This is a genomic window from uncultured Amphritea sp. (assembly GCF_937127095.1).
Lineage (GTDB): Bacteria > Pseudomonadota > Gammaproteobacteria > Pseudomonadales > Balneatricaceae > Amphritea.
The window spans coordinates 38,655-63,888 of the sequence record NZ_CAKZLP010000034.1 but is presented as its reverse complement, the minus strand read 5'-3'; the positions used below and the strand labels follow the sequence as shown (position 1 = coordinate 63,888).

Sequence of the window (25,234 nt, the reverse complement as noted above, 5' to 3'; positions counted from 1 at the left end):
TTTAAACAGCCTCCTGAAAGTGTATATGAGCGAAGAACTGGCAAAACAGCAGAAAACCCGGCTAAACAAATTACAGAAACGCCTGCGTCGGGAAGCCGGCCGTGCTATCGAAGATTTTAATATGATCGAAGATGGCGACAAAGTAATGGTATGTCTGTCCGGTGGTAAAGACTCTTTTGCCATGCTTGATATTCTGATGAATCTGCAAAAAAGTGCGCCGATCAGTTTTGAGATCATTGCCGTCAATCTGGATCAGAAACAACCAGGCTTTCCGGAACATGTGTTGCCAGAATATCTGACTCAGATAGGTGTGCCTTTTCATATTGTCGAAAGAGACACCTACTCGGTTGTAAAAGAGCTGGTGCCCGAAGGGAAAACCACCTGTGCACTGTGCTCTCGTCTACGTCGGGGAACGCTATATGGTTTTGCTGAAGAGATCGGTGCCAATAAGATCGCTTTGGGTCACCACCGGGATGATATATTGGAAACGTTCTTTCTCAACATGTTTTATGGGGGCAAACTGAAGTCTATGCCGCCTAAACTGGTGAGCGATGATGGCAAGAATATGGTGATCCGGCCGTTGGCCTATGCCCGGGAGAAAGATATCGCGGCCTACGCAGAGCTACGTGAATTTCCTATTATCCCCTGTAATCTGTGTGGTTCGCAGGATGGGTTGCAACGTCAGGTGGTTAAAGAGATGTTGCAGGGCTGGGATAAACATCATCCAGGGCGTATTGAAACCATGTTCCGCTCGTTGAGAAATGTAGTCCCCTCCCACCTTGTTGATACTGAGCTGTTTGATTTTAAGACGCTACAGCGGGGCTATGCCCATGGTATAAACCCATCGTCTGCGGTCAGCCCTGCGGTGAGCGGTAATATGCCGGAAATGATCGATATCCTCTCTATCTGAAACCTGGTGGAGCCTTGCTTATGAATATCTGGGTTGATGCGGATGCCTGCCCTAACGTGGTAAAGGAGATTCTGTTTCGCGCCGCGGAACGGTTAGGCGTCAAGACGGTTCTGGTGGCGAATCAGATGCTGCGGACCCCGCCATCTGTTTTTATTAAAGCCGTTCAGGTGCCTGCGGGTTTTGATGTTGCCGATAACTATATCGTCCAGGAGTGTGATCCGGGTGATCTGGTGATTACAGCGGATATTCCTCTGGCCTCTGAAGTGCTTGAAAAGGGTGCTCATGCGCTGAATCCCCGGGGTGAGTTTTATACCCCGGAAAATATCCGTCAGCGACTGAATATGCGTGATTTTATGGACCAGTTACGCAGCTCCGGCATCGATACTGGTGGCCCGGCGAAGCTGACGCAACAGGATCGACAACTGTTCGCCAATCAGTTAGACCGTTTTTTAGCAAAACATATTCAGAAATAGGCCTTTCGGCTATTCTCTTGCGTTAATCCTATCGACATCAATCTCACTTTTTTATTTTAAAATAGGGGTAATCCTTTATTTTTATCCGCTTTTGTTTTAGCGTTTCCTCTATTGATAACAATAACTGAGGTTACTATGAGTGACACGCTACTGATTCGAGACGATGCAGACGGGATTTGCACGCTAACACTTAACCGTCCTGATGCTTACAACTCCCTTTCAATGGAGCTGATGAACGCCCTCATCGATGCTTTAGATTCGATCGCTAATGATCTTTCTGTGCGAGTTGTCGTGCTGCGAGGGAGTGGTCGGGGGTTTTGTTCCGGGCACGATCTGAAGCAGATGCTGGGAGAGGGAGAGGAAAGTTATTACCAGTGCACTTTTGAGACCTGCTCGAAGCTGATGCAGCGAATCGTGAACCTGCCGATTCCGGTGATTGCTCAGGTGCATGGGGTAGCAACGGCAGCAGGCTGTCAGATTGTCGCCAGCTGTGATCTTGCCGTTGCCACAGACTCTTCACGTTTTGCTACGCCGGGGGTTAATATTGGCTTGTTCTGTTCCACGCCGATGGTAGCGTTGAGTCGAGCGGTGAGTAAAAAGCATGCGATGGAGATGCTCTTGCTCGGGGATATGATCAGTGCTGACAAAGCCGCTGAGATAGGTCTGATAAACTGGATTGTCTCAGACGAGTCCATCGATGAAAAAACCCTCGAAGTCGCTGGTAAAATTGCAGCAAGTTCACGCAAAGCGATCTCTATCGGCAAACAGGCATACGTACGGCAGATAGATAAGCCTTTGGATGAGGCATATGTTGAGTGTAGTCGCGTGATGACTGAAAATATGCTGACTCATGATGCCGGTGAAGGCATAGACGCCTTTATCCATAAACGTAAACCGCAATGGCAGCACCGTTAAGGTCGTCTATCTAAGGCTTTAATTCAGCAAGTATACAAAAACGCATTTATTGCGTTTTTTTATATTTGAACGCTGTTCGGGGCAGCTAGTAAAAAGGTGTCAGTATAGGTAGCCAGATTGAATATTTTATCCAGTTTTAGGTATTGTGCACGATAGACTGGAGCAGAAAGAGGGTAGAGACCATAATGAATCGTCGTGCAGTGATTAAGATGTTGGCCCACAGCGCGGCACTAATAGGTGCGGGCGTGTTGATGCCTGCTATGGCAGTGGCGGCCTGGAATAAACGTGCGTTTGATGCGAACAGTCAATTTGTCGCGGTAAGAACGTTGCTGGGTGCTGAACCGCTGGCAACGGATCTGGTCGTTCTGAAAGTGCCAAGTATTGCCGCTGATGGATCTGTAGTTCCGGTTAGCGTGAAAACATCGCTTGCCTCTGTCGAGTCGATTAGCCTGTTTGTTGAAGGTAATCTGCATCCGCTTGTGGCTGAATTTATTATTCCAGAGGGTACAGAGGCCGCCGTGTCTACCCGAATACGGATGCATAAATCATCAACGATTACCGCCGTGGTTAAAGCGGGTGGACAGCTGTGGAGTGCCTCTCAGGACACTAAGGTCACTATCGGTGGATGTGATGGTTAATTCGGGGCTAATGGGAGGTACAGACGATGGCTGATATTATGAAAGTGAATGCCGAAGTCCGCAGTGATATGACCGTTGTTAAGCTGATGCTCAAGCATGTTATGGAAACCGGGCTGCGGGAAAATACAGAAACAGGTAAGCGTATACCGGCAAAGTTTTTGCGCGAGATTACTGTGACCCATGGGGATAAAACCGTATTTGCTGCCAATTTAGGTACCGGTATCGCTAAAAATCCGTTCTTCTCTTTTAGCTTTTTCGGTGGTGCGAAAGGTGATCTGCTGACAATTACCTGGCTGGAAAATACCGGTAAGTCAGGTAGTGAAACAGCCACTATTAAATGAAGCTTGTAACTAGAGTTTGTAACTAGAGCCTGTAAGTAACGTTTGTAAGTAAGACGCGCTTGTAAGTAAAAACGCTTGTAAATAGTACCTGTAAATAAATCGTTCATACTACTATCTTCAGTCTCCGGGCCTCCTTTTCATTATTCTTTTTCCCCGTGCCGGGAAAGCGGTTCTACTCAGTCGGTCCATCCGCTAGAATGGGCGCACTATTGGGAAGGAGAAAATTGTGAACCGAATCGTTGTGCTGGCCTTTCTAAGCTCATTCGTGCTGGCCGGCTGTAATGCAGCCAATGTTCAGCCGGATACGAATCAACCGATTGAGTCGCCAGAGAGCCTGCCGGTTGTCTCTGTTGATCAGTCAGCGGAGTTTGAGAAGCTGAATGGGCGTATAACCTTGTTACAGGAGCAGTTTCTCGAGCTTAAAGTTCAGAACAGCTCGGTGGCAGAGCGTGTGCAGCTGTTACTGACGCAGTTTCAGGTATTGGCTCAGGAAGTGAAGCGTTCTGCAGCGGCAGATCCTGAGAGTATTCAGCCGGATGCCGGTTTAAGTGAGATGATGCAGCGATTGGATCAGCAGTTAGTCGAGTTACAGCAGATCGCTCCGGAGTTGGGGGGTGGTGACCCGTTCAAGCTAGCCAGTTGTTATACCGCAAAGGGACAGTGGGTGATGATCCGTTTCAACCGTTTTTCCGGAGAGAGCTGGATATCGGCAGCCAACAGTTGGCAGCCTCTTGAAGAGGAGCAGTCTCCCCCCATCTCCTCCTATGATATTCAGTTACTGCAGGCTAACGGGGATGTGAAAGGCTATGTTGCCGCGAGAATCGATCATAACAGCGGTGATAGTTGGTGGCTGAATCAAACTACCTGGGTTAAGTATCAGCAGTAATTAAGATCATCGCTTATTTATAAAAAGCCTAACCTTTACAGACAGACTATGAACGAACGGACGCCTGAAAGCCTGATCAGTCTCTTTAACGGACTGTTCAGTGAGACATTAAATACCGTACTGGTTCGCGGTGATGATGAGCCTATTTACCTTCCGGCGGATGACGAGTATCCCCAGCATCGTATAATTTTTGCCCATGGTTTCTTTGCCAGTGCTCTGCATGAGATCAGCCACTGGTGCGTTGCCGGTGAGGGAAGGCGACAGCTGGTTGATTTTGGTTATTGGTATAAACCAGATGGTCGAACGGCGGAAGAGCAAGCTGAGTTTGAGCAAGTTGAGGTAAAACCCCAGGCGCTGGAGTGGTTACTGTCAGAAGCCGCAGGACATAAGTTTCACTTCAGTGCCGATAATCTGGGCAGTGATATCGGCGCCAGTGAAGAGTTCAAGATAAATGTTTATAAGCAGTTGAAGCGATATCTCGCAGAGGGCATTCCCGAGCGTCCTGCTGCTCTTATTTGTGCGTTTCAGAACTATTATGCGACTGATGTATTGCGGCCTGAGTCTTTTTCTCTTCAGGGAAAATAAAAAAAACCGGCGACAATGCCGGTTTTTTATTACTTAAGTTCAGAGAGTCACTGAGCTTGTTGTTGCATGCCCTTATGCATCTGCATATTGCCCATGCCAGACATCACATCCATTACTTTAATGTCGAGTTTTTCTGAGCTGCCATCGCTGAAGTTTAGTGTCAGATCAATCGTTTCATCTTTAGCCAGGTTCTGTTTCAGTCCGATCAGCATTACATGAAGCCCGCCGGGCTTGAGCTCTACCTGTTCATTGGCTTTCATGGTTATCTGAGGGATTTTGCGCATCATCATCACCCCGTTTTCCTGGGTGTGGGTATGCAACTCAGCGACATTTGCGACTGAGGTAGATGCTGAAACCAGAGAGACCTCCTCATCGCTGTTGTTTTTCAGGGTCATAAAGGCGGCGCTGTTGGGTTGTCCCGGTGGAACAGCGCGAGCATAGGGTTGATCAACCTTGACTTCGGCAAAGGCAGAAGCAGACAGAGTAAGTGCAGCAACCAGCGTAATTAGCTTTTTCATAACAGTCCTATTTATAACAATGCTATTGATAACGGTCATATTCATAACATCCGATGTCAGTCAGATTTCAGAGTGCGTTTACTTTTTAAAAGGGTCAGAGTAGTTTTTTAATCTCAGTTGCCAACTGATCGGGTGATGATCCATGGGTGACAGTGCTACTCAATTCACCCTGTTTGTTAATCAGGTATATGCGTGAGGAATGATCAACGGCATAGCCCATTGCCGAATCTTTCATATCGACCATTCGGTAAAACGCGCCATATTGAGCAACCACCTGGTCAATCTTTTCACGACTGCCGGTAAGACCAATAATGGACGGGTAGAAGAAGGCACTGTATTCCGCCAGATGTTCCGGGGTGTCACGGTCAGGGTCGACACTGATGAAGATAGGCTGAACCAGCTGGCGCTGATCGGCATCCAGATTTTTCATTGTCTGTGATATCACTGCCAGTGATGTCGGGCAAACATCAGGACAGTGGGTATAGCCGATATAGATCAGTACTATTTTATCTCTAAAGTCATGCAGTGATACATCACCATTAACGCCCTGCAGTGTGAAGTCTCCCCCCAGGGTTTTCAACATCGGCTGAGCTGTTGAACTACTTTTCGGCGACAATATATAGGCGGTAACAATTCCCGCCAGCAGGGCCAGCGTCAGGAGAAACAGGTTACGTAGTGTGGTCAGGTTATTTGCCATTATTTTGCTCTGAATTCAAACCATGTGGTAAGCGGTCCGGCAGCGGTTTCTGCCGAGACAGTCAGTCTCCATAACATCTCCCCGGTGGTGCAGACCGCTAACTCACCTTTGCCACTGAAATCCCCTGGTATATTTTCGACAGGGGTTAACTCAGTCTGGTTGATACCCATATACATTTCACTGCCCTGTAAGTTAATCATCACTTTGCTGGCCCTGGCACCATCGATGCTGACCCGATAGTTTAGCGGGATCAAAGAGCGGACAGGCCTGGGTTGAATATCCAGAGTTATGCTTACCTCTCCCATATCAACCGTGCAACTCTGCTTGTTCAGATCACAAGTACTGGCGACACCTGGTGCCTCAGAGGAGGGCAAGCTGAACATTGAGGAGCCTAGCCATACCGCCAGAATGAATCCCGCCAGCAGGATCAGATACAGGTATTGTGATCTATTTTTTTTGACTGTGGGTTGAACCATCTCCGGGTATTTCCTCTGTAGTGAATTGTCACCGATCCCTCTGTAGATCTGAATGTGACAAATTGTCGCATTATCAGTGGGGTAACGAAATGATGCATTGTCATATCCGCATTATTTCGTTGCTATGAACTATTGAGAGTCATAGCTGTGTTTGTTTTAAATTTAAACGATATTTACGTGTAGTCGACTGATATTTAATGGAATATTTATAATAGTAAGATTGTATTAGTATAAATCATGTATGAAATACAGGCTGATTTGAAAGTGGGCTTCTATACTGAGTAGGGTCATGCAGTAGCTCGTGGGGGGGTATATGCACACACATTGTCGGGACTGTACGTTACTGATTGAATCATCGCTTGTCACTGAGCCTCACCGGGGGTTAAAAACGCTGCTGAAAAAGCCCTCGGCGGAGATCTATCAATGTCGTCACTGTGAAAGCTGCTTTATCTATACACAACATGAAATCTCCTTAGTAGAACTCGATCAGGATACCGGCAGGGGAGAATCAGACTCTTCTAAATAGGCCCTGGTCTTATCTCCTTAGGTCCATCACCTGGTCGGTGATCACTGCAGGCTTACAAACGGGCCTCTACGTGTCTTCGCTATGGCGGTTGCTCCTTTTCTGAAAGGCGTCGGCATCTGCAGACTAATCTCTGTCATTAAGTCAGGAGTATAGATTGATTTGCCTTAACTGATACCGCACACTTGAGTGAACAAAATTTGACGGATCGTACTAATGGAGTGGGATAAGCTACTGACAACCAAGCGTTATGGCCACGAAAACCTAACCCCGGAAGAGGTAGGTCGAAGCCATTTTCACAAGGATCATGACCGGATAATTTTCTCCAGCGCATTTCGCCGCTTGGGGCGAAAAACCCAGGTACATCCATTATCACTCAACGATCATATCCATACCCGTCTGACTCACAGTATCGAAGTGGGTAGTCTGGGCCGCAGTCTCGGCATCCGGGTAGGCGAGTTGTTGCAGGATCAATTGCCATCCTGGATTAGTCCTCATGATCTTGGGACGATAGTACAGTCAGCCTGTCTTGCGCATGATATTGGCAACCCTCCTTTTGGTCATGCCGGGGAGTATGCCATCCGCGACTGGTTTAAGCACAAAGCGCCTAAACATTATCTTGAAGAGCTGAGCACAGCAGAGCTTCAGGACCTGCAAACCTTTGAAGGTAATGCGCAGGGGTTCAGAGTCGTGACCCGGATTGAGAACAACCTGTTTGATGGTGGTCTGCGATTAACCTACCCAACGTTGGGAACTCTGCTGAAATACCCCTGGACAGTGGAGCGGGCAGGTAAAAAAGGCAAGTTCAGCTGTTTTGGAACCGAGCGCGAAATTCTAAATGCGCTGGGGCGAGAGCTGGGGCTGGTCAAACTGGGGGACGACTACTGGTGCCGCCATCCGCTGGCGTTTCTGGTCGAAGCCGCCGATGACATCTGCTACGCAATTCTTGACCTCGAAGATGCGATTGAACTGAACATACTCAGTTTCAATGATGTTAAGCCGATAATGCTGCAGATCTGCGGTGATCTTAACTATGAAGATGAGATCTTTTTCACTCAGGCATCCGCGCGCCGCAAAATATCGGCCCTGCGGGGTATGGCGATGGAAAATATGGTTGAGTCAACGGTATCTGCGTTTATGTCTAATCTGACGCCTATCATGGCCGGAGACTATACCGGCGAGCTACTGGCTGATGGTGATCTTAATGTTAGGGAAGGGCTGGAAAAAGCCAAAACACTGGCCCGTGAACGGGTGTTTCCGGATAACCGAAAAGCTGAGCTTGAGGTGGGGGCGTACAGCACCCTGGGCTCTTTGCTGGACTCGTTCTGCGCTGCAGCCTACGAACAACACACCCAGAGTAGTGACCAGCTCAGTTATCGCAGTCAGAAGATTATCAGTCTGATGGGGATTCATAGCCCCAACCCTGAGTGGCCACTGTATCAAGCCTATATGCGCGTACTCGATTTTATCGGCGGAATGACCGACAATTATGCAGCCTATCTGTCCCGGCAGATCGGCGGAATGTCAGTTAATTAATTCAATGAAATGTATAACCATTAAGGTGTCTTGTTGTGTCGATGCGTGATCAGCTAAGTAATCTGGTTTTCTCAACGGAAAAAGGGCAGCTCTGCCCGGGGTGTAAAGAGGCGGTTGATCAGTGTGTCTGCGATCAGCTGGCCGATCAGCAACGGCTCGGCAGCCTGGATGGCGTTGTGCGGATTCGCCGGGAAACTGCCGGCAGAAAAGGCAAAGGCGTGACTACAATTACCGGTGTGCCGGTGGCTGAAAAAGCGTTAAAAGAGCTGGCTAAGAAGCTAAAGCAGCAGTGTGGTACCGGTGGTTCATTAAAAGATGGCGTTATCGAGATTCAGGGCGATCATCGGGAAAAGCTTAAACAGTTGCTTGAGCAACAGGGCTTTAACGTGAAGCTGGCAGGGGGCTGACAATGGCGGCACCGAAGCGCAAGAAGGTTTGTAAACACTGTCTCATGATCCGTTTTATGCTTCTATTTCTGGTGATTGTAGGCGTTTTCATATTAAATGGAGTCTATCAGTTTCTAAGCTGATAGCATCTGCAGCAGGCGGGAAGCCAATCAATTAAACAGGGATAAACATTATGCAGCGATACGATGACCGATCTCACGGAACTTTTGTCACCACGGCTATGAGGGTGGCTACAATTCTGCTCTCTATGAGCACGCTTTTTGCTCCGGCAGTTTCTGCAGAAATTCTTCATTATATCGATGCCAACGGACGCAAAATATTTGTTGATAGCCCGCATAAAATTCCTTCACAGTTTCGGCAACAGAGTCAGCAGGTTGAGACTGAAGTTTTGTCGGAAGAGGAAAAACTGGCTAGTCAGAAACGTCGTCAGGAACAATCCGACGCATACGCCCGGAAACAACAGATACGTGAGCTGGAAAGAACTCTGGCACAGATGACATCGCCGGTTAAAGTGATGGGGAATCAGGTACTGGTACCGGTCAATGTTATTTGGCGCGGACGAAAGGCCAGCCTGAATCTGTTGCTTGATACCGGCGCCAGCATGACCGTGCTACATAAAGGCGGGGTTAGCTCGCTGAACGCTACCAGTCGTGATTCCAGCTATGCCCAGGTTGCCGGGGGTGGGTTGATCAAAACCGAACGCGTGGTGTTTGATCGTATAGAACTGGGGCCATACCGTTTTGAAAATAAATCCACTGCGGTGATTGAAACCACTGCTCCGCAATCATTTGATGGGCTGCTGGGAATGGATATACTCGGCGGTGGTGGCTACAACATCGATTATGGTCAGCGTAAGATTGTCTGGTCACCTGAGAAGTATAAGGAGATGAGTGCAGTGCTGGAGGCGTTAAAAAATCCTCCTGATTCTGTTGTTGACGCGGCAGAAGCTGAGTCAGTTGGTGGCAACGGTCAGCAATAGGCTACTCCGAATCACCTAGCCGAGATGCCTGAATTTCTATAGAAGAGTGTTGTTTTTTGCTGTGTAAATCAGATTAAATATAAATTCTCAATAAATATGGTGTCAGTGTAACTGCCAGGGATGTAGGGGCTATGAACAGAGCAGGGATCAGTTATCAGGCGGCAGATCACTACCGGATCATCGAAACCTTCGCCCAATGGGAAGGCAGAATCAACACCACCTATCTACAAAATATTCTGCAGATTAGTCGCCAGAAAGCCTCTGACATTGTGGGCCGCTATCAGCATCAAGCGCCGGATAATCTGATATACGATGCTTCGGCTAAGGGCTACATACCGACAGCGAATTTTCAACCCCATTTCGCTCAGGGACATATTGATGAGTATGGCCAACTTCTTGCCCGTAGCGGCTGTGATGATTACCTGTCGGTTTTCGAGACAGGTTTCTGTCAGTTAGAAGCCCCGTTACGCAATATATCAGCTACGCTGGTGCAACCCATTATCCGTGCCATCCGAGACCGTTTGCGTCTCGATATAGGTTATACCTCGCTCTCCAGCCCGCAATATGAAAGCCGCATCATCTCTCCTCACTGCCTGGTGTTTGACGGTATTCGCTGGCATGTCCGTGCTTACTGCGAGAAAAATGGAGATTACCGTGATTTTGTCCTGTCCCGCTTCAATGGCGAGTTTGAATTTGAGGGCGCTGCAATGTTTGGCTCTGAGCAGGACAAGCGCTGGCAAACCTGGCTGGAGCTGGTGATTCAACCGGACCCTAGGCTAACACCTGAAAAGCGCCGCCTGATTGAGCTGGACTATCAGATGAACAATGGCCAGCGGAGCATCCCCGTACGTGCCGCGTTGGCGATGTATCTGGTGCAGCGATTGCGCCTGGATCATTACCAGAATAGCCCTGAAGCACAGCAGATAATTGTCGAGCCTGAGAGCTGGAAACAGATACAGCCCTACCTGCCTTAAATCTCGACATGTGTTTATAACCAGCATTGTTGCGTTTGTATAAACAAGGTTGAATAAGCACCGTCAGGAAGGCCACAGGAAATGGGACACGGTTAAGAGACCAAGGAAAAGGATGTGCCATGGAAGGCCCATTAATAACTGGGACACACGAATATGGATCAGTTGACCGATCTAAAAGCAATATTGCACTCTAAGCGCGCCAACATCTACTACCTGGAAAAATGCCGGGTAATGCAAAAAGATGGCCGTGTCCTCTATCTCACTGAGGCCAAAAACGAAAACCAGTACTGGAACATTCCCATCGCCAACACTACCTGCCTGCTGTTAGGTACTGGAACCTCAATCACTCAGGCGGCCATGCGCATGCTGGCTTCGGCGGGCGTACTGGTCGGTTTTTGCGGTGGCGGTGGCACACCATTGCTGATGGCGACAGAGATAGAGTGGTTAACGCCACAAAGCGAATATCGCCCGACTGAATATCTACAAGGCTGGATGCAGTTCTGGTTCGATGACAATAAGCGCCTCATCGCCGCCAAGCAGTTTCAACAGGCCCGAATCAGCTACTTGCAAACACTGTGGAGTAAAAATCGTGATCTTAAAGCGGAAGGCTTTAATAGCGCCGATATCCAACCCGCCCTCGACAACTGCCTTGCTAAAATATCCGCCGCCGATCAGGTAACACGCCTGCTACAAGCTGAAGCGGAACTCACTAAACAACTCTATAAATATGCCGCTCGCTCAACCAACTACGGTGATTTCACCCGCGAGCGTGAAGCAATCGACACAGCAAATGCTTTTCTGAATCACGGCAACTACCTGGCCTATGGTCTGGCAGCCACCACGCTTTGGGTATTAGGTATACCCCATGGCTTTGCCGTTATGCATGGCAAAACACGCCGGGGTGCATTGGTATTTGATATCGCCGACCTGATAAAAGACGCCATCATCCTGCCCTGGGCCTTTATCTGTGCTAAAGAAAAAGCGACAGAGCAAGAGTTTCGTCAGCAATGTCTGCAAGCCTTTACCGACCATAAAGCATTAGAGTTTATGTTTGATCAGGTAAAAGCCATCGCGTTGAAACAAGATTGGGAGCCGATGTAATCATGATGGTCACCTTTGTTTCTCAATGTGAAAAGAAAGCGCTGGCTCGCACGCGACGAGTGCTGGACGCGTTTGCGGATCGCATTGGCGATAACACCTGGCAAACTATCATTACTCAGGAAGGCCTTCTGGCGGTTAAAAAACTGCTTCGCAAAACCGCGAGCAAAAGCACAGCGGTAAGTTGCCATTGGATACGAAGCCGGTCGCGCTCTGATCTGGTGTGGGTGGTGGGTAATAAAAGAAAGTTCAATGAGCTTGGCCAGGTGCCAGTTAATAGCACACATAAAGCATTTTCCAGCAACCATGATGAAACAAAGTGGATTCATGCTCATAGCATTCAAATTATCGCTGTTCTATCAGGTCTTCTACACGATATTGGTAAAGCGACGATTGGCTTCCAGGCTAAATTACTGAACAACAGTGGCAAAAATATGGGTGATCCCTACCGTCACGAGTGGCTTTCGCTAAGGCTTTTTCAGGCAATGATTTATGGTTGTAAAACAGATGACGAATGGTTAACTCGATTAATGGATTTTGACGGTTTCATGTGTACTAATCCTGCGTGGTTAGAGCAGTTACCGAATGACGCTTTAGGTACTAAAAAAAACGATGTGAAATCTAAAAGACTAGACAATCTACCTCCTTTGGCAAAGCTGGTTGCCTGGCTGATTGTTACTCACCACCGAATGCCAACCTTCTTGCCATCACAGTATGAGGCAAAAAATCGCCAGCAAGAACAATGCAATGCTCGAGATTGGGGTGAGGAAATAGATATTGATGAATTTTTCGCCAGTATTGCGCCTTTTGATAAGTGGGTGAGAAATGAAAAATTGCCGGATAATCAAGATTTTTGGCGATTAAAAGACGTCATTATGGCGAGTAAAAGCTGGCAAAAAGGTGTACGTCGCTGGGCTAGAAAAGCTAGAGATTGTGCACCGTTGCGAGCACTTGCAACGCAAACAATATCCGACCCATTGTTTATGAATCTTTCGCGGCTGTGTTTGATGTTGGCGGATCATAATTACTCCAGCCTTCCTAATGTCGAAGACAGAAGAAGAGTAAAAGGGGATGCCGATTTTTTAGCAAAATTGGCCGCCAATACCGATAACAACCGTCAAATAAAGCAAGCATTGGATGAACACCTGATAGGCGTCGGCGAATTTGCCAAAAGAGTGGCACTTGAAATTCCAACTCTTCTTCAAAAGTTACCAAGCCTGCCGGATAAGCTTAAAGCATTTACTGAGCAGACCAGGCATCCTGTTTACTCATGGCAAAACGGCGCATTTGCGCTGGCACAAAAGTTACAACCTCTAGCCCAGGATCAAGGGTTCTTTGGGGTAAACATGGCCTCAACGGGGCGCGGAAAAACATTAGCTAATGCCCGAATTATGTATGCCTTAGCTAACCCGGAAACCGGTGCGCGTTTCACTATCGCATTAGGGTTGCGTGTGCTGACATTGCAAACAGGACAAGCATTGCGCCAGCGACTTTCTCTGGATGAGGATGATCTGGCGATACTCGTTGGTGGTTCTGCTAATCGTATGCTTTTTGACCTGGCACAAACTGAACGAAACAGCATGACGTTTGAAGATCAGGGCAGTGAGTCGTTAGAAGAACTATTAGATAAAAGTGAATGGGTTGATGGCGATATTTTACCTGATGAATTCGGTACGCTGGTCTCCGACCCTAAAACCCGGCAGTTGCTCTATGCACCTGTAGTAAGCTGTACGGTTGATCACATTATGCAAGCATCGGAATGTGTCAGAGGTGGAAGATACATCGCGCCAACTCTTCGTCTGCTGACCAGTGATTTAGTGTTAGACGAACCGGATGATTTTGATCAGTCGGATCTGCCTGCGCTGTCGCGCTTAGTTCACATGGCTGGCCTGTATGGGAGTAAGGTGTTGTTATCCTCAGCTACCCTGACGCCTGATCTGATTACGGGATTATATCAAGCCTATGCGGCGGGTCGAAAAATCTGGAATAGCCATATGGGGATTCATCCGGGTTTACCCATCTGTTGTGCCTGGTTCGATGAATATAAACAACAGCAGGTAACTTGTGCGAACGTCGATCAATACACAACAGCCCACCTGGAGTTTGCACAAAAACGAGCGAAAGAACTTGGTAAGCAACGGCCAAGGCGTCATGCAGAAATACTGCCACTTGATCTGCCTCCACCGCCAGAGAATGAAAAAGTTGATATGCCTGCACTGGCGGCTGAGGTAGTAAACGGTGCGATTCAACTGCACCGGAATAATTCAGAAACCTGCCCTAAGACTGGAAAAAAAGTCAGTATCGGTTTGGTACGCATGGCGAATGTGAAACCTATCATTGGGTTAGTTCGCGCTCTTTATCAACAAGCCGGTTTTGATACCGATACGCAGATTCATCTTTGTTGCTATCACGCGAAACAGTTATTGATGTTAAGGGATGCCCTGGAGAGGCGTCTCGACCGAATTCTGACCCGCGTTGAGCCTAACGCCATTTTTTCTCACAAAGAGATACAAGCTGCGATAAGTACTAATCCCGCCAAGCATCACATCTTTATTGTTGTCGCCAGCCCTGTGGCTGAGGTAGGGCGAGATCATGATTATGACTGGGCGATTGTTGAACCATCGTCGATGCGATCTCTTATTCAGTTGGCAGGCAGGGTTTGGCGTCATCGTCCCGATAAAGTAGCTGACAAACCCAATATGCTGATTTTGGATAGAAATATTCTTGCTCTGAAAGGGAGTGAACTGGCGTTTGTCCGGCCTGGTTTTGAGAGTAGGGGTTTCGTCCTGAGCAGTCATTTTTGTCGGGATTTAATTAGCGCAGACCAACTGGCCAATGTGGATTCAGTAGCAAGAATCGTGCGTTCTAACGAGTTGCAGCCAATAGAGAGTCTGGCCGATTTAGAGCATGCTGTAATGCAAAAGCTACTTAACAATCGCGATAACTTCGTAAGTGCCTTTTGGCGCGAAAATAACGGTAATCGCGCGTCGGCACATTTGCAAAAAATCAGTCCATTTCGTGTCAGTGATGGGCCTCAGGATGATTTTGTATGTTTGCCGGTGGCAGATGATCCAAGCGGCTACAAATTCACATACGCAGAAGACGCATGGGAAGACCTTAATCACTGCACATTTCAGAGCAAGAAGATCCGCTTTGCGGAGTTTAATCCCGACAACGACAGGGTATCACCGTGGCTGACAACCGAGTTAGATGAGGTGCTGCAAGAGCTGGCAGATAAACGGGATGAGTCTAATGTATCCCGCATTGCCCGGCAGTTTGCCACGGTCTCTCTGGAAAATCGTGAAGACCGCGTCTGGTGGTATCACACGTGGTTAGGATTCTGGCAGTGAGTTATTCACTGATATTGAAAAATACATTTTTGGAAAATGAGTACACAAGGAGTGCTTATGGAAACCATAACGGAAGGGCAAGTGAAAGCCACGGTTCTGCGTTTTTTAAAAACGCAGTGTGATAAAAAACTCGAGCCAGAATTAAAAGCGTTAGATAAGTTAGACGCTGTCAATGATGCGGAAAAAATCGCCTCGTTGCAGACTAAGATCACCGCGACTCAAGCCAGATATGAGCTAGAAAACTGGATGCCGGATGCTGCCCATAGAATGGCGAAGCAGCTATATTTTGGTACACACATTTCAAAGGGGATTCATCCCGATTCTAAGGGTGATAACTTAAACTTTGATACGTCACCCCCTCTGCCAGACGGTATTGTTGGTTCGCAAACGTTGAGTGAATTGCCGCTAGATGCAAATGGCAATGCTGCCGCCTTACCACTAGTGGCTTTTTTTGAAGAAGAGGTAGAAGCGGGCAATGTTGTAAAACTGCGAACATTGATTCAGTCACAACACCCAGCGGTGGAAGGTGCATTTAGTTCGAATGCTGAGTTGTCTGCCGAATATGCCAGCAGCTTCAAAGCGGCATTAGATAATGTGATCGACGAACCGATAACTTACGAGCGTAATAAGCAATTGCTGTGGCCATTGAATAATGCGATTACCGATGATGCTTATGTTGCCGTGGTGCCGCTGTATCCCTCTGCGCTGACGAGTCAGGTTTTCCAAAAAATAAACCATTCGCGCTTTAGTGAAGAAAATAAACTGGCAAGAGAAAATAGAAAAAAGAAGAGTGTTGAGCAACAACCTTATCGGTCGATACCTGACATTGCTATTATTCGACTTGGTGGAGCTAATTCGCAGAATGTTAGCCAGTTAACCAGTAAGCAGAGCGGGCGTAGCTATTTACTCTCTTCAATGCCGCCGAACTATGACACTAAGTCACAATACCGTATTACAAAATCACAGACATCATTATTTGATGTACGGCTTGTGCAGTGTTGTGGCGTAGGACTTAGCCAGCTTTACCAGGTGATTTCAGAATTTAGAAAAACCATAGACGTGCGTGATAGTCGGAAAGATGCATTGGACTTAATTCTCGCGAGTGTTTTTGTGTTGGCTGAACACATTCAGCAAACCTATACACCGGGATGGAGTAAAGACTATCAACTCAGCATGCATGAAAAATATTGGTTAGATCCGTATAGAGCAGACTTAGAAGGTGAAGAAGACTTCGCTGAAAACAGATTGTCCAGCGACTGGCAAGCGACCATCGTTGATCAGTTTTCGTTATGGGTTAACACTCGCCTTCAAAAGCGATTTAAAAGTTTTGCTAAGGATTTTGGTGATGCGGAATACATAGAGTGGCAACGTGAAATAGAGGATGCCATTAAAACTAGCTTGCGCACAGGGAAGGAGATATTTGCATGAGTAATCCAAGTCATTACCTATTGTTAGACCGCATTGAAATTGAAAACGCGAATGCGATATCAAGTCCTCTAACGTATGGATTTCCGGCCATCTCCGGCTTTCTTGGCGCGGTGCATGCGCTCAATCGAAAATTAGTGGAAGCAGGTATTTCGCTTGATTTGTCTGGCGTATTAATCGCCTGTCATGATATTCAGGTGCAGCGTTATCGCCCACATGCTTATGCTGATTACAGCTTCAATCAGTCGCGAAACCCGATCAAAAAAGATGGTAAGACCGCTTCCATTATTGAAGAGGGGAAAGTGCACCTGACAGTCAGTTTGGTTGTAGAGGTGTCTGCCAGTCGAAAAGAAGCCAGAGATATAGATGATGATATCGACAACATCGAGGAGCGTTGTCGGCAAATCATCTTTCAGCAGCGCATGGCAGGGGGCAGCGTAAGAGCGATTAAGCAGGTTTGTTTTTTCAATACCAGTGATGGTGAACAGATTAAACGGTCGTTATTACCAGCATTTGTATTAATGGATGCAAAGAAAGATTTGGTCGATATTACCCATACTTTGCAAGAATCTAACCCCGAGGCCAATAGCCTGGATGCCTTAATTGAAGTGGCAACACTTCACCATGTTCCAGTTGACACAAAAGTCAGCAAGAGCGGTTGGCAAACGCGAAGCCCTAAAACCGGCAGGGGCTGGTTAGTGCCTATGCCGGTTGGTTATCAGGCATTAAATCCGAAGTTCGATCCAGGGCAGCTGCAGAATTGTCGCACTGTCGATTACCCAAGCCATTATGTTGAAGCCCTTTATAGCTTAGGCAAATGGTTGTTCCCAAATCGTTTACCCAATGATCTATCAAACTGCTTTTGGCGCTACAGTCAAAGCGACAACCTTTATCTTATGACCCAAACCAGTAATGGTCTTCAAGGAGAGTAACCATGACATTAAAAACCGCTAGCGTATTAGCTTTTGAGCGCAACTTAGATATTTCAGACGCTTTTTTCTGGCAATTTGATAGTCACTCAAAAACCACGGAATTAAAACCGGTAGGTATTCAAACCAAATCGGTACGAGGCACCATCAGTAATCGGCTTAAAGCGGCCATCGCTAATGATCCGGCAAAGCTTGATGCAGAGATCGAAAAGGCTAACCTACAAACGGTAGATGTAGCTGCATTAGATCACGATTGCGACACGCTATTAGTAAAATGGAGTTGTAAGGTTTTACCTTTTACTGGCAAGCCAAGCGTCTGTAATGACCAGGATTATCAAACTAAATTACTCGAAGTCGTAAATAGTTATTTAACGGAACAGGGTGTTGCTGAACTCTCTCGTCGCTATGCTGCAAACATCGCCAATGCGCGTTGGTTGTGGCGCAACCGTTTAGGTGCAGAAACAATTAAAGTAACGGTATCTTTATCGGCTAATGGTGACGACTCAGTCGCGGAAATAGCCGATGCCAAAAAACTGTCACTGACGAATTTTGATGATGTTAATGCGGATGCTGCCAAAATATCAGCTTTCATCGAACAGGGTTTAAAAAGTGAGACGTTTGTCATTCTTTATGTCAAAGCAGAAGTGAAAGTAGGCTACGGACAAGAGGTCTATCCATCTCAAGAGCTGGTTCTTGATACCGGTAAAACCAAAAGCAAAGAGCTTTACAAAAAGCATGACATTGCCGGTATGCACTCACAAAAAATCAGCAATGCCATCCGCACGGTTGACACCTGGTACCCCGATGCTCAATTCCCGGTAGCCGCAGAACCGTACGCTGCAGTAACCACATTAGGAACCGCTTTTCGTCAGCCTAAGCAGAAGCAAGATTTCTATAGCTTGTTTGATGGGTGGGTACTGAATGACACCAAACCGAGTGTTGAGCAACAACACTACGTTATGTCTGTACTAATTCGTGGTGGCGTATTTGGGGCTAGCGGCAAGGAATAACGACTATGGATAGCTATTTTGAAATAAAAGCCATCCCTGATCCCGAGTTGCTGCAATCCGCCATCGTAGCGCAGCTAATGCAAGCGCTGCATGGCTTACTGCCAGCCTATGAAGGGCGTGTAGGAATTAGTTTCCCGGCCTATGGTCAGGCGAGGGCATTAGGTGGAATCTTACGCCTGCATGGCTCATCTGAGGACATACAACGACTGTGTGATCAGGCTCGCGATGATTCTGTGCTGTCTAACTACGCCTTGATAACCGATGTCTTTCCGGTTCCCGAAAAGGTGAAAGGGTATTCCTTGTATCGACGTAAGCACGTAAAGGGCGAAAGCGACATCAGGCGACTGATTAAAAGGCATAAAGCACGAGGAACATGGACAGCAGAGTTAGAGGAAGCGATATTCGCACAGTATCGACAACCTCAGAACTGTCCCCACGTTACGCTGAAAAGCTATACCACGGGGCAGGCAAAGTTCATGTTGTTTATAGAACAGGTGATGCAGGGTAAAGCGGTTGAAGGTGAGTTCAATGCTTACGGCCTGTCTAAAGGCGGCACCGTACCCTGGTTTTAACCCTTTATTTTTGGCTCTTTAAAAATTTGTTGAAAAACAGATAGTTGCAGAAAACACTAAAATCATTGGTATTTTTACTAATATCGGGTTAAGTGTTTGATGCAGCTATTTTTTTCTGCGTTATACTTCAGTTCACTGCCGAATAGGCAGCTTAGAAATATCTGAGTATCATCAGAGTAGACATCATAAAGTTCACTGCCGAATAGGCAGCTTAGAAATACATGGACAACTGAATAAACGTCGGTTAAAAGTTCACTGCCGAATAGGCAGCTTAGAAAGGATAGGTTTGTTCACCCCGCAGATACGAACGGTTCACTGCCGAATAGGCAGCTTAGAAAATAAATAAACTCCATCACTGTGCGGTCGCCCTGTTCACTGCCGAATAGGCAGCTTAGAAAACCTCAAATCCAGAGATTCGGCGTTCTGAGCTGTTCACTGCCGAATAGGCAGCTTAGAAACGCTGCCCCTTTTCCAACTGCGCAACGGCTTTGTTCACTGCCGAATAGGCAGCTTAGAAATATTCGCGTGACGGTTGAGAACTGGGCTGGTCGTTCACTGCCGAATAGGCAGCTTAGAAAATTAGCGCGTTTTCTACGTACTCTTGTAGTGAGTTCACTGCCGAATAGGCAGCTTAGAAATGACTGTCCGTCAGATACTGATAATGTAAACGGTTCACTGCCGAATAGGCAGCTTAGAAATGAGAAGTTCAACCTGTGTTGAATAGTAGTATGTTCACTGCCGAATAGGCAGCTTAGAAACAAACCAGATGGAATTTTAAACCCAGATTTATGTTCACTGCCGAATAGGCAGCTTAGAAATCCCATAAGCTGAGCAACTGCTGAACAAAGGCGTTCACTGCCGAATAGGCAGCTTAGAAAGGCCAGAGCTAGACAAAAGGGTGTTGAAGAATGTTCACTGCCGAATAGGCAGCTTAGAAAATGTTAAAAAACCCGGCTCAGTGGCCGGGTTTGTTCACTGCCGAATAGGCAGCTTAGAAATAAGCTTCGGTTATATGTGAATGATTCATTAAGTTCACTGCCGAATAGGCAGCTTAGAAAATCAAAGCCCTTGGACAGATTCCTGGCTGGCAGTTCACTGCCGAATAGGCAGCTTAGAAAATGGGTGAAATCTTTAAAATATGTGAGCGGAAGTTCACTGCCGAATAGGCAGCTTAGAAATCCATGACCCGGGTTTTTTTATGTCTGCTGAAGTTCACTGCCGAATAGGCAGCTTAGAAATTAAATTGGTTGATGTGAATATTTTTTGTGAAGTTCACTGCCGAATAGGCAGCTTAGAAATGAGTAACTTCTTCGCCATCCGCGTTCTGTGTGTTCACTGCCGAATAGGCAGCTTAGAAAACCAACCGCCTTTACCCCTGAATCAATTGCCTGTTCACTGCCGAATAGGCAGCTTAGAAATTTACACTTTTCGCAGTTCATCAGAACGGGAAGTTCACTGCCGAATAGGCAGCTTAGAAATTATGGGCCTTTTTATCAGGTTCATCATGTAGGTTCACTGCCGAATAGGCAGCTTAGAAATTCAATAAAAAAATATAGTTGTTCCGGTAATTGTTCACTGCCGAATAGGCAGCTTAGAAAGATGTGGCGTAGGGGCCGTAATTTTTTTACGTGTTCACTGCCGAATAGGCAGCTTAGAAATTGATTGGGCGTTTGGAGAGTGTAACGTTAGAGTTCACTGCCGAATAGGCAGCTTAGAAAATTCCTGGATGACATCTACAAAGCCATGATCAGTTCACTGCCGAATAGGCAGCTTAGAAAATGATATCAACATCGAATTTCTCTTTGATATCGTTCACTGCCGAATAGGCAGCTTAGAAAGCTCAGAGATGATTGCCCAGTCGTCAGAAGGGGTTCACTGCCGAATAGGCAGCTTAGAAATGCGCCTTATATAGGATCCCAGAGACCTTAGAGTTCACTGCCGAATAGGCAGCTTAGAAAGTGAAGAAACAACGAGGTCTTTCTAATGCCTAGTTCACTGCCGAATAGGCAGCTTAGAAACCGTGAAAACACGTTACAGGATATAAGGGACACGTTCACTGCCGAATAGGCAGCTTAGAAATGCATGTACTTGTAAATCAAATCAGTTGCGTAGTTCACTGCCGAATAGGCAGCTTAGAAAAAGTGAATATGTCGCCCCGTAAGCACCAAACTGTTCACTGCCGAATAGGCAGCTTAGAAATATTCGCGTGACGGTTGAGAACTGGGCTGGTCGTTCACTGCCGAATAGGCAGCTTAGAAATACTGCAACCATATGCCCGACATAATCCCAGTGTTCACTGCCGAATAGGCAGCTTAGAAACGCTGTGGGTCTTCGGTTGTAGATAACGTCATGTTCACTGCCGAATAGGCAGCTTAGAAATCATTAGAGACTTCGCCATATTGCTGGATTGAGTTCACTGCCGAATAGGCAGCTTAGAAAAGTCAATCGGCACCACCACGAATACGCCGATAGTTCACTGCCGAATAGGCAGCTTAGAAATCTTCACTGCACAGCGATTTGTGCAAATTCCGGTTCACTGCCGAATAGGCAGCTTAGAAAGGTATTGCTGCAATTGCTGCGCTTCTTGTTCTGTTCACTGCCGAATAGGCAGCTTAGAAAGCCGCCGCATTAATCTTTACTTCGATTGAGAAGTTCACTGCCGAATAGGCAGCTTAGAAAGGTTAAAGTTACCGGCTAAGTTACGGCTGTATGTTCACTGCCGAATAGGCAGCTTAGAAACTCATCTGCCCGGCGATCTGCCTCATACATCGGTTCACTGCCGAATAGGCAGCTTAGAAAAGTATTGTTGACGTTGAATATGATTTTAGTAAGTTCACTGCCGAATAGGCAGCTTAGAAATAAAAACTGTTCATTCGTCAATACCGTCATTAGTTCACTGCCGAATAGGCAGCTTAGAAAATCAATAGCGCGACCAGCCCTTGCCGTTGCGAGTTCACTGCCGAATAGGCAGCTTAGAAAAACCAACCCGGACTGTTCCGGGTTTTTCTTTGGTTCACTGCCGAATAGGCAGCTTAGAAACGTAAAAAGATAGGGAAAGTGTTGCAGAAGGTGTTCACTGCCGAATAGGCAGCTTAGAAAGCAAAAACAGCGGGTTCGGGTGCCGAAGGAAGGTTCACTGCCGAATAGGCAGCTTAGAAATGACTGCCGAGCGCATGGGGTTTAGCGAAGAAGTTCACTGCCGAATAGGCAGCTTAGAAATGATGATGCGCGATTACAGAAAAACCCTATACGTTCACTGCCGAATAGGCAGCTTAGAAAAGACCAGCAGCTACAGCAAACACGCCAATGCCGTTCACTGCCGAATAGGCAGCTTAGAAACGGTAACGTCAGCGCAGTGGTAACCCGGTCACGTTCACTGCCGAATAGGCAGCTTAGAAAAATCTGTCCTGATCATCATTTTCGTCTGTCTCGTTCACTGCCGAATAGGCAGCTTAGAAAACTCGAAACCACTGTTCCGCCGGTTATTCCGAGTTCACTGCCGAATAGGCAGCTTAGAAAGCGATAAAGGCTTATGCGTAAAACCATGAAACGTTCACTGCCGAATAGGCAGCTTAGAAAAAATCAGCGTTACCGCTTGATTTGCGACCAATGTTCACTGCCGAATAGGCAGCTTAGAAATACTTGTTAAAGGCTGGCTTTCAACCGGTAACGTTCACTGCCGAATAGGCAGCTTAGAAAATGCCTATTGTGAGTATATTTTCAGACTGTAAGTTCACTGCCGAATAGGCAGCTTAGAAATAACTATGAAAGTATGGCTATTCGTTTTAGCAGTTCACTGCCGAATAGGCAGCTTAGAAAACTCGGTCTGATTTTGGTCTGATTTTGGTTAAGTTCACTGCCGAATAGGCAGCTTAGAAATTTTAGACAATAAAGGCTTTCTGTCTGCTATGGTTCACTGCCGAATAGGCAGCTTAGAAATTTACTCGCTTCTCCCTCCACTCAATTTCGCCGTTCACTGCCGAATAGGCAGCTTAGAAAGTTTGATGAGAATACAGTTTATCCCACGATTGGTTCACTGCCGAATAGGCAGCTTAGAAAAGCAGTGGCAGGCAGAATCGCTGTACTAGAGGGTTCACTGCCGAATAGGCAGCTTAGAAAATGATATCCGGGGCGCGGTGTCGTCACTCCCTGTTCACTGCCGAATAGGCAGCTTAGAAAAGTTCGGCGGCGAACAGATCCCCGGCGGTTTGGTTCACTGCCGAACAGGCAGCTTAGAAAGCACTATTTCCTATATCGCCAAAAAAGTGCAGTGATCAAGCTGTTCATATCATTGGAAACTGGATACTAAACATAAATACTGTCGAGTTTTTAGGGATTTTGGAGCAGCTTAACAATCCGGATTTTAAAGTCCTCGAATTCGAAGACTTTAAAAAAGAGGCGGTGCTTAATAGCTTCACCTTAACGCCGAAACAATGGATACAAACCACCGGCGCCATCGGTATTATTTCTCAAGCGGGGCGTTACGGCGGCACCTACGCTCAAAAAGATATCGCGTTTGAATTTGCCAGTTGTATATCCGTTGAATTCAAACTTTAACTCATTAAAGAGTTTCAACGCTTAACAGAGCAGGAGTTTGAACAGCTCGGCTGGGATATTAGGCGCAACCTGGAAAAAGTAAATTACCTGACTTATACAGCCCCCCAATCGCGCTTGGAAAGGGCTCCTACAGTGTTTTAGAAATCAAGCGATTTTTTTAAGGGGGCTTGAGCGTGTGTCAGCCGCTAAGTCAGGGCCTGTTCCTGCTTAAAAGCCCATTGATTGCAGTCACTTAATCTCTACAATCTAATACTGGATAAGGGCCTGAAAGCTACATTTACGCGACCTTATTTGTTTTAAGTGACCGGTTTAGCCGTTTGTCTCAAGCTCTGCCAGCTTGAGATCCAGCGTTGCCTTGAGAAGTTTGTACAACCGGATGGCGGCATCGATCTCCTCTTTGCGATTGGTCAGACTCTCAATATTCAACCCCAGAGGGATACCCAGGCTACCGCAGGCTTCCAGGATCTGATCCAGGTTGTTGCGGCAGATGCGGATTGATTCTCCCAGCGGATTATTGGCGTCCAGAATCCGGTGGCAGGTTGCCTGGGGGACCGAGATGCCCAGCCACTCCATAAACTCCAGTGTCTTGGCACTGCCGCAGGGAGAGAAGGTGAGGATAATCCGTTTCGGTGCGACACCCCGTTCCTTGCACTCCCGGGCATAGGAGCTTAACAGGTCGATAGTGGCCTGCGGGTTGTAGACAGCCTGAGAGACAAAGAATTCGCAGCCTTGTGCACTTTTTTCCAGCAGGCGCAGGTGTTCATTGCCTTTACTGGCATGGCGCTCGGCAATAGTGACACCCCCTAAGTTGAAATTGAGGCTGTGATCTTTGAGTGTTTTATAGGCTTGCGGCAGCGTCAGTTTAATATCGCCGTCTGACGAGGGGCTGCCGACCAGAACGATATCGCGAATCCCATGGGGGCACCAGGCGTGGTCCAGCCATTCATTGAAGTCATCCTCATTTCGCTGGGAAACGCTTTTATAGGTGATCACCGGGCGACCGGACTTCTCCCGCAGAATGGCTGAATAATCCCGTGGGTCATGGGTATTCATAAAGGGGAACGGGCGTGGCTTATCGATGCGGCTGCTTTCATCCTGAATGTCATAGACAACCACACCGTCATAATCGATCTGTTGCAGACGCTCCAGTAACTTATCGCCAATCTCAGACAGTTGCTCCATAGAAACAGAAGACTTCGGCGGAGTGGTGCCAATAAAATAGACGCCGCGCTTTGGGTCGGCGAATTTCTGTTTTAGTCGTGAGTCGATCATCTGAGTATCCGTAAATGTGTTTAAACAGTTATGCGTCTTTGATTTGACGGTAAGTACTGGTGTTTAAGTACGATCTATTCTAACAATGAATTGCTTTCATGTGTTTAGGTTATAAGGTGAAATTTTTTGCAGACAATATGAGCCGATTTAATGTCAGCTGAAA

22 protein-coding genes and 1 CRISPR repeat array are annotated in these 25,234 nt (G+C 47.0%); of the genes, 18 read left to right on the top strand and 4 right to left on the bottom strand.

The genetic code is table 11. The annotated features are described in order from the left end of the window. The first annotated feature begins 25 nt into the window (after positions 1–25). From ttcA to Q0499_RS08270, 7 genes are all read left to right on the top strand, one after another. Positions 26–910 carry a tRNA 2-thiocytidine(32) synthetase TtcA gene (gene ttcA / locus Q0499_RS08300; RefSeq protein WP_299198149.1) on the top strand — a complete coding sequence of 295 codons (885 nt, stop codon included), beginning with the start codon at positions 26–28 and terminating at the stop codon, positions 908–910. Between the two features lie 20 nt (positions 911–930). Next, entirely contained in the window at positions 931–1,383 is a 453-nt protein-coding gene (locus Q0499_RS08295) for a YaiI/YqxD family protein (protein ID WP_299198148.1), read from the top strand. A gap of 135 nt (positions 1,384–1,518) precedes the next feature. Next, positions 1,519–2,298, top strand: coding sequence for an enoyl-CoA hydratase (locus Q0499_RS08290; protein WP_299198147.1), 780 nt, complete (start codon positions 1,519–1,521; stop codon positions 2,296–2,298). A gap of 185 nt (positions 2,299–2,483) precedes the next feature. Continuing rightward, positions 2,484–2,936: a thiosulfate oxidation carrier protein SoxY gene (soxY, locus tag Q0499_RS08285; RefSeq protein WP_299198146.1), complete on the top strand. Its 453-nt coding sequence runs from the start codon at positions 2,484–2,486 to the stop codon at positions 2,934–2,936. Positions 2,937–2,962: 26 nt separating this feature from the next. Further along, positions 2,963–3,277, top strand: a complete 315-nt coding sequence (gene soxZ, locus Q0499_RS08280) for a thiosulfate oxidation carrier complex protein SoxZ (RefSeq protein WP_299198145.1) — start codon at positions 2,963–2,965, stop codon at positions 3,275–3,277. Between the two features lie 226 nt (positions 3,278–3,503). Next, complete coding sequence (locus Q0499_RS08275; protein ID WP_299198143.1) at positions 3,504–4,163, top strand: hypothetical protein; 660 nt, start codon at positions 3,504–3,506, stop codon at positions 4,161–4,163. Positions 4,164–4,211: 48 nt separating this feature from the next. Continuing rightward, positions 4,212–4,748: an elongation factor P hydroxylase gene (locus Q0499_RS08270; RefSeq protein WP_299198141.1), complete on the top strand. Its 537-nt coding sequence runs from the start codon at positions 4,212–4,214 to the stop codon at positions 4,746–4,748. Positions 4,749–4,795: 47 nt separating this feature from the next. Here the strand turns inward: Q0499_RS08270 and Q0499_RS08265 are convergent, their stop codons facing one another. The 3 genes from Q0499_RS08265 to Q0499_RS08255 all read right to left on the bottom strand — a co-directional run bounded on the left by Q0499_RS08265 (position 4,796) and on the right by Q0499_RS08255 (position 6,439). Next, positions 4,796–5,266, bottom strand: a complete 471-nt coding sequence (locus Q0499_RS08265; protein WP_299198139.1) for a copper chaperone PCu(A)C — start codon at positions 5,264–5,266, stop codon at positions 4,796–4,798. A gap of 94 nt (positions 5,267–5,360) precedes the next feature. Continuing rightward, entirely contained in the window at positions 5,361–5,963 is a 603-nt protein-coding gene (locus Q0499_RS08260) for an SCO family protein (protein WP_299198136.1), read from the bottom strand. After that, complete coding sequence (locus tag Q0499_RS08255; protein WP_299198135.1) at positions 5,963–6,439, bottom strand: hypothetical protein; 477 nt, start codon at positions 6,437–6,439, stop codon at positions 5,963–5,965. The genes Q0499_RS08260 and Q0499_RS08255 overlap by 1 nt, the downstream gene beginning before the upstream one ends. 739 nt (positions 6,440–7,178) lie before the next feature. Between Q0499_RS08255 and Q0499_RS08250 the strand changes: the two genes are divergently transcribed. The 11 genes from Q0499_RS08250 to Q0499_RS08200 all read left to right on the top strand — a co-directional run bounded on the left by Q0499_RS08250 (position 7,179) and on the right by Q0499_RS08200 (position 23,799). After that, the gene (locus Q0499_RS08250) at positions 7,179–8,498 is read left to right on the top strand and encodes a deoxyguanosinetriphosphate triphosphohydrolase (protein WP_299198134.1); all 1,320 of its coding nucleotides are present in this window, start codon (positions 7,179–7,181) and stop codon (positions 8,496–8,498) included. Positions 8,499–8,539: 41 nt separating this feature from the next. After that, the gene (locus tag Q0499_RS08245) at positions 8,540–8,905 is read left to right on the top strand and encodes a translation initiation factor Sui1 (RefSeq protein ID WP_299198167.1); all 366 of its coding nucleotides are present in this window, start codon (positions 8,540–8,542) and stop codon (positions 8,903–8,905) included. Positions 8,906–9,077: 172 nt separating this feature from the next. Beyond that, complete coding sequence (locus Q0499_RS08240; RefSeq protein WP_299198132.1) at positions 9,078–9,884, top strand: aspartyl protease family protein; 807 nt, start codon at positions 9,078–9,080, stop codon at positions 9,882–9,884. A 131-nt stretch (positions 9,885–10,015) separates the two neighbouring features. Then, positions 10,016–10,858, top strand: a complete 843-nt coding sequence (locus Q0499_RS08235; protein ID WP_299198130.1) for a WYL domain-containing protein — start codon at positions 10,016–10,018, stop codon at positions 10,856–10,858. A 153-nt stretch (positions 10,859–11,011) separates the two neighbouring features. Beyond that, positions 11,012–11,959, top strand: coding sequence for a type I-F CRISPR-associated endonuclease Cas1f (gene cas1f / locus Q0499_RS08230; protein ID WP_299198129.1), 948 nt, complete (start codon positions 11,012–11,014; stop codon positions 11,957–11,959). A 2-nt stretch (positions 11,960–11,961) separates the two neighbouring features. Next, complete coding sequence (cas3f, locus tag Q0499_RS08225; protein WP_299198127.1) at positions 11,962–15,306, top strand: type I-F CRISPR-associated helicase Cas3f; 3,345 nt, start codon at positions 11,962–11,964, stop codon at positions 15,304–15,306. A gap of 57 nt (positions 15,307–15,363) precedes the next feature. Then, entirely contained in the window at positions 15,364–16,734 is a 1,371-nt protein-coding gene (gene csy1, locus Q0499_RS08220) for a type I-F CRISPR-associated protein Csy1 (protein WP_299198125.1), read from the top strand. Continuing rightward, the gene (csy2, locus tag Q0499_RS08215; protein WP_299198123.1) at positions 16,731–17,663 is read left to right on the top strand and encodes a type I-F CRISPR-associated protein Csy2; all 933 of its coding nucleotides are present in this window, start codon (positions 16,731–16,733) and stop codon (positions 17,661–17,663) included. The genes csy1 and csy2 overlap by 4 nt, the downstream gene beginning before the upstream one ends. 2 nt (positions 17,664–17,665) lie before the next feature. Continuing rightward, the gene (gene csy3 / locus Q0499_RS08210) at positions 17,666–18,670 is read left to right on the top strand and encodes a type I-F CRISPR-associated protein Csy3 (RefSeq protein ID WP_299198121.1); all 1,005 of its coding nucleotides are present in this window, start codon (positions 17,666–17,668) and stop codon (positions 18,668–18,670) included. A gap of 5 nt (positions 18,671–18,675) precedes the next feature. Next, a complete protein-coding gene (gene cas6f, locus Q0499_RS08205) occupies positions 18,676–19,242 on the top strand; it encodes a type I-F CRISPR-associated endoribonuclease Cas6/Csy4 (RefSeq protein WP_299198119.1) in 567 nt (188 codons plus the stop codon). A 130-nt stretch (positions 19,243–19,372) separates the two neighbouring features. Further along, positions 19,373–23,481: direct repeats of the CRISPR family, unit length 28 nt; unit sequence GTTCACTGCCGAATAGGCAGCTTAGAAA. Between the two features lie 12 nt (positions 23,482–23,493). Beyond that, positions 23,494–23,799, top strand: coding sequence for a KilA-N domain-containing protein (locus Q0499_RS08200; protein WP_363317783.1), 306 nt, complete (start codon positions 23,494–23,496; stop codon positions 23,797–23,799). Between the two features lie 309 nt (positions 23,800–24,108). On the opposite strand, the gene Q0499_RS08195 is transcribed toward Q0499_RS08200, so the two are convergent. Continuing rightward, positions 24,109–25,071 carry a hypothetical protein gene (locus Q0499_RS08195; RefSeq protein ID WP_299198117.1) on the bottom strand — a complete coding sequence of 321 codons (963 nt, stop codon included), beginning with the start codon at positions 25,069–25,071 and terminating at the stop codon, positions 24,109–24,111. Between the last annotated feature and the right edge of the window lie 163 nt (positions 25,072–25,234).

What these genes read in the sequence shown, in the direction of transcription:
- Q0499_RS08260 (WP_299198136.1), bottom strand. Translation starts at nt 5,963, where the DNA reads ATGGCAAATAACCTGACCACACTACGTAACCTGTTTCTCCTGACGCTG.
- csy1 (WP_299198125.1), top strand. Translation starts at nt 15,364, where the DNA reads ATGGAAACCATAACGGAAGGGCAAGTGAAAGCCACGGTTCTGCGTTTT.
- ttcA (WP_299198149.1), top strand. Translation starts at nt 26, where the DNA reads ATGAGCGAAGAACTGGCAAAACAGCAGAAAACCCGGCTAAACAAATTA.
- Q0499_RS08245 (WP_299198167.1), top strand. Translation starts at nt 8,540, where the DNA reads ATGCGTGATCAGCTAAGTAATCTGGTTTTCTCAACGGAAAAAGGGCAG.
- Q0499_RS08295 (WP_299198148.1), top strand. Translation starts at nt 931, where the DNA reads ATGAATATCTGGGTTGATGCGGATGCCTGCCCTAACGTGGTAAAGGAG.
- Q0499_RS08290 (WP_299198147.1), top strand. Translation starts at nt 1,519, where the DNA reads ATGAGTGACACGCTACTGATTCGAGACGATGCAGACGGGATTTGCACG.
- csy2 (WP_299198123.1), top strand. Translation starts at nt 16,731, where the DNA reads ATGAGTAATCCAAGTCATTACCTATTGTTAGACCGCATTGAAATTGAA.
- csy3 (WP_299198121.1), top strand. Translation starts at nt 17,666, where the DNA reads ATGACATTAAAAACCGCTAGCGTATTAGCTTTTGAGCGCAACTTAGAT.
- Q0499_RS08195 (WP_299198117.1), bottom strand. Translation starts at nt 25,071, where the DNA reads ATGATCGACTCACGACTAAAACAGAAATTCGCCGACCCAAAGCGCGGC.
- soxY (WP_299198146.1), top strand. Translation starts at nt 2,484, where the DNA reads ATGAATCGTCGTGCAGTGATTAAGATGTTGGCCCACAGCGCGGCACTA.
- Q0499_RS08235 (WP_299198130.1), top strand. Translation starts at nt 10,016, where the DNA reads ATGAACAGAGCAGGGATCAGTTATCAGGCGGCAGATCACTACCGGATC.
- cas3f (WP_299198127.1), top strand. Translation starts at nt 11,962, where the DNA reads ATGATGGTCACCTTTGTTTCTCAATGTGAAAAGAAAGCGCTGGCTCGC.
- Q0499_RS08265 (WP_299198139.1), bottom strand. Translation starts at nt 5,266, where the DNA reads ATGAAAAAGCTAATTACGCTGGTTGCTGCACTTACTCTGTCTGCTTCT.
- Q0499_RS08250 (WP_299198134.1), top strand. Translation starts at nt 7,179, where the DNA reads ATGGAGTGGGATAAGCTACTGACAACCAAGCGTTATGGCCACGAAAAC.
- cas6f (WP_299198119.1), top strand. Translation starts at nt 18,676, where the DNA reads ATGGATAGCTATTTTGAAATAAAAGCCATCCCTGATCCCGAGTTGCTG.
- Q0499_RS08255 (WP_299198135.1), bottom strand. Translation starts at nt 6,439, where the DNA reads ATGGTTCAACCCACAGTCAAAAAAAATAGATCACAATACCTGTATCTG.
- soxZ (WP_299198145.1), top strand. Translation starts at nt 2,963, where the DNA reads ATGGCTGATATTATGAAAGTGAATGCCGAAGTCCGCAGTGATATGACC.
- cas1f (WP_299198129.1), top strand. Translation starts at nt 11,012, where the DNA reads ATGGATCAGTTGACCGATCTAAAAGCAATATTGCACTCTAAGCGCGCC.
- Q0499_RS08270 (WP_299198141.1), top strand. Translation starts at nt 4,212, where the DNA reads ATGAACGAACGGACGCCTGAAAGCCTGATCAGTCTCTTTAACGGACTG.
- Q0499_RS08240 (WP_299198132.1), top strand. Translation starts at nt 9,078, where the DNA reads ATGCAGCGATACGATGACCGATCTCACGGAACTTTTGTCACCACGGCT.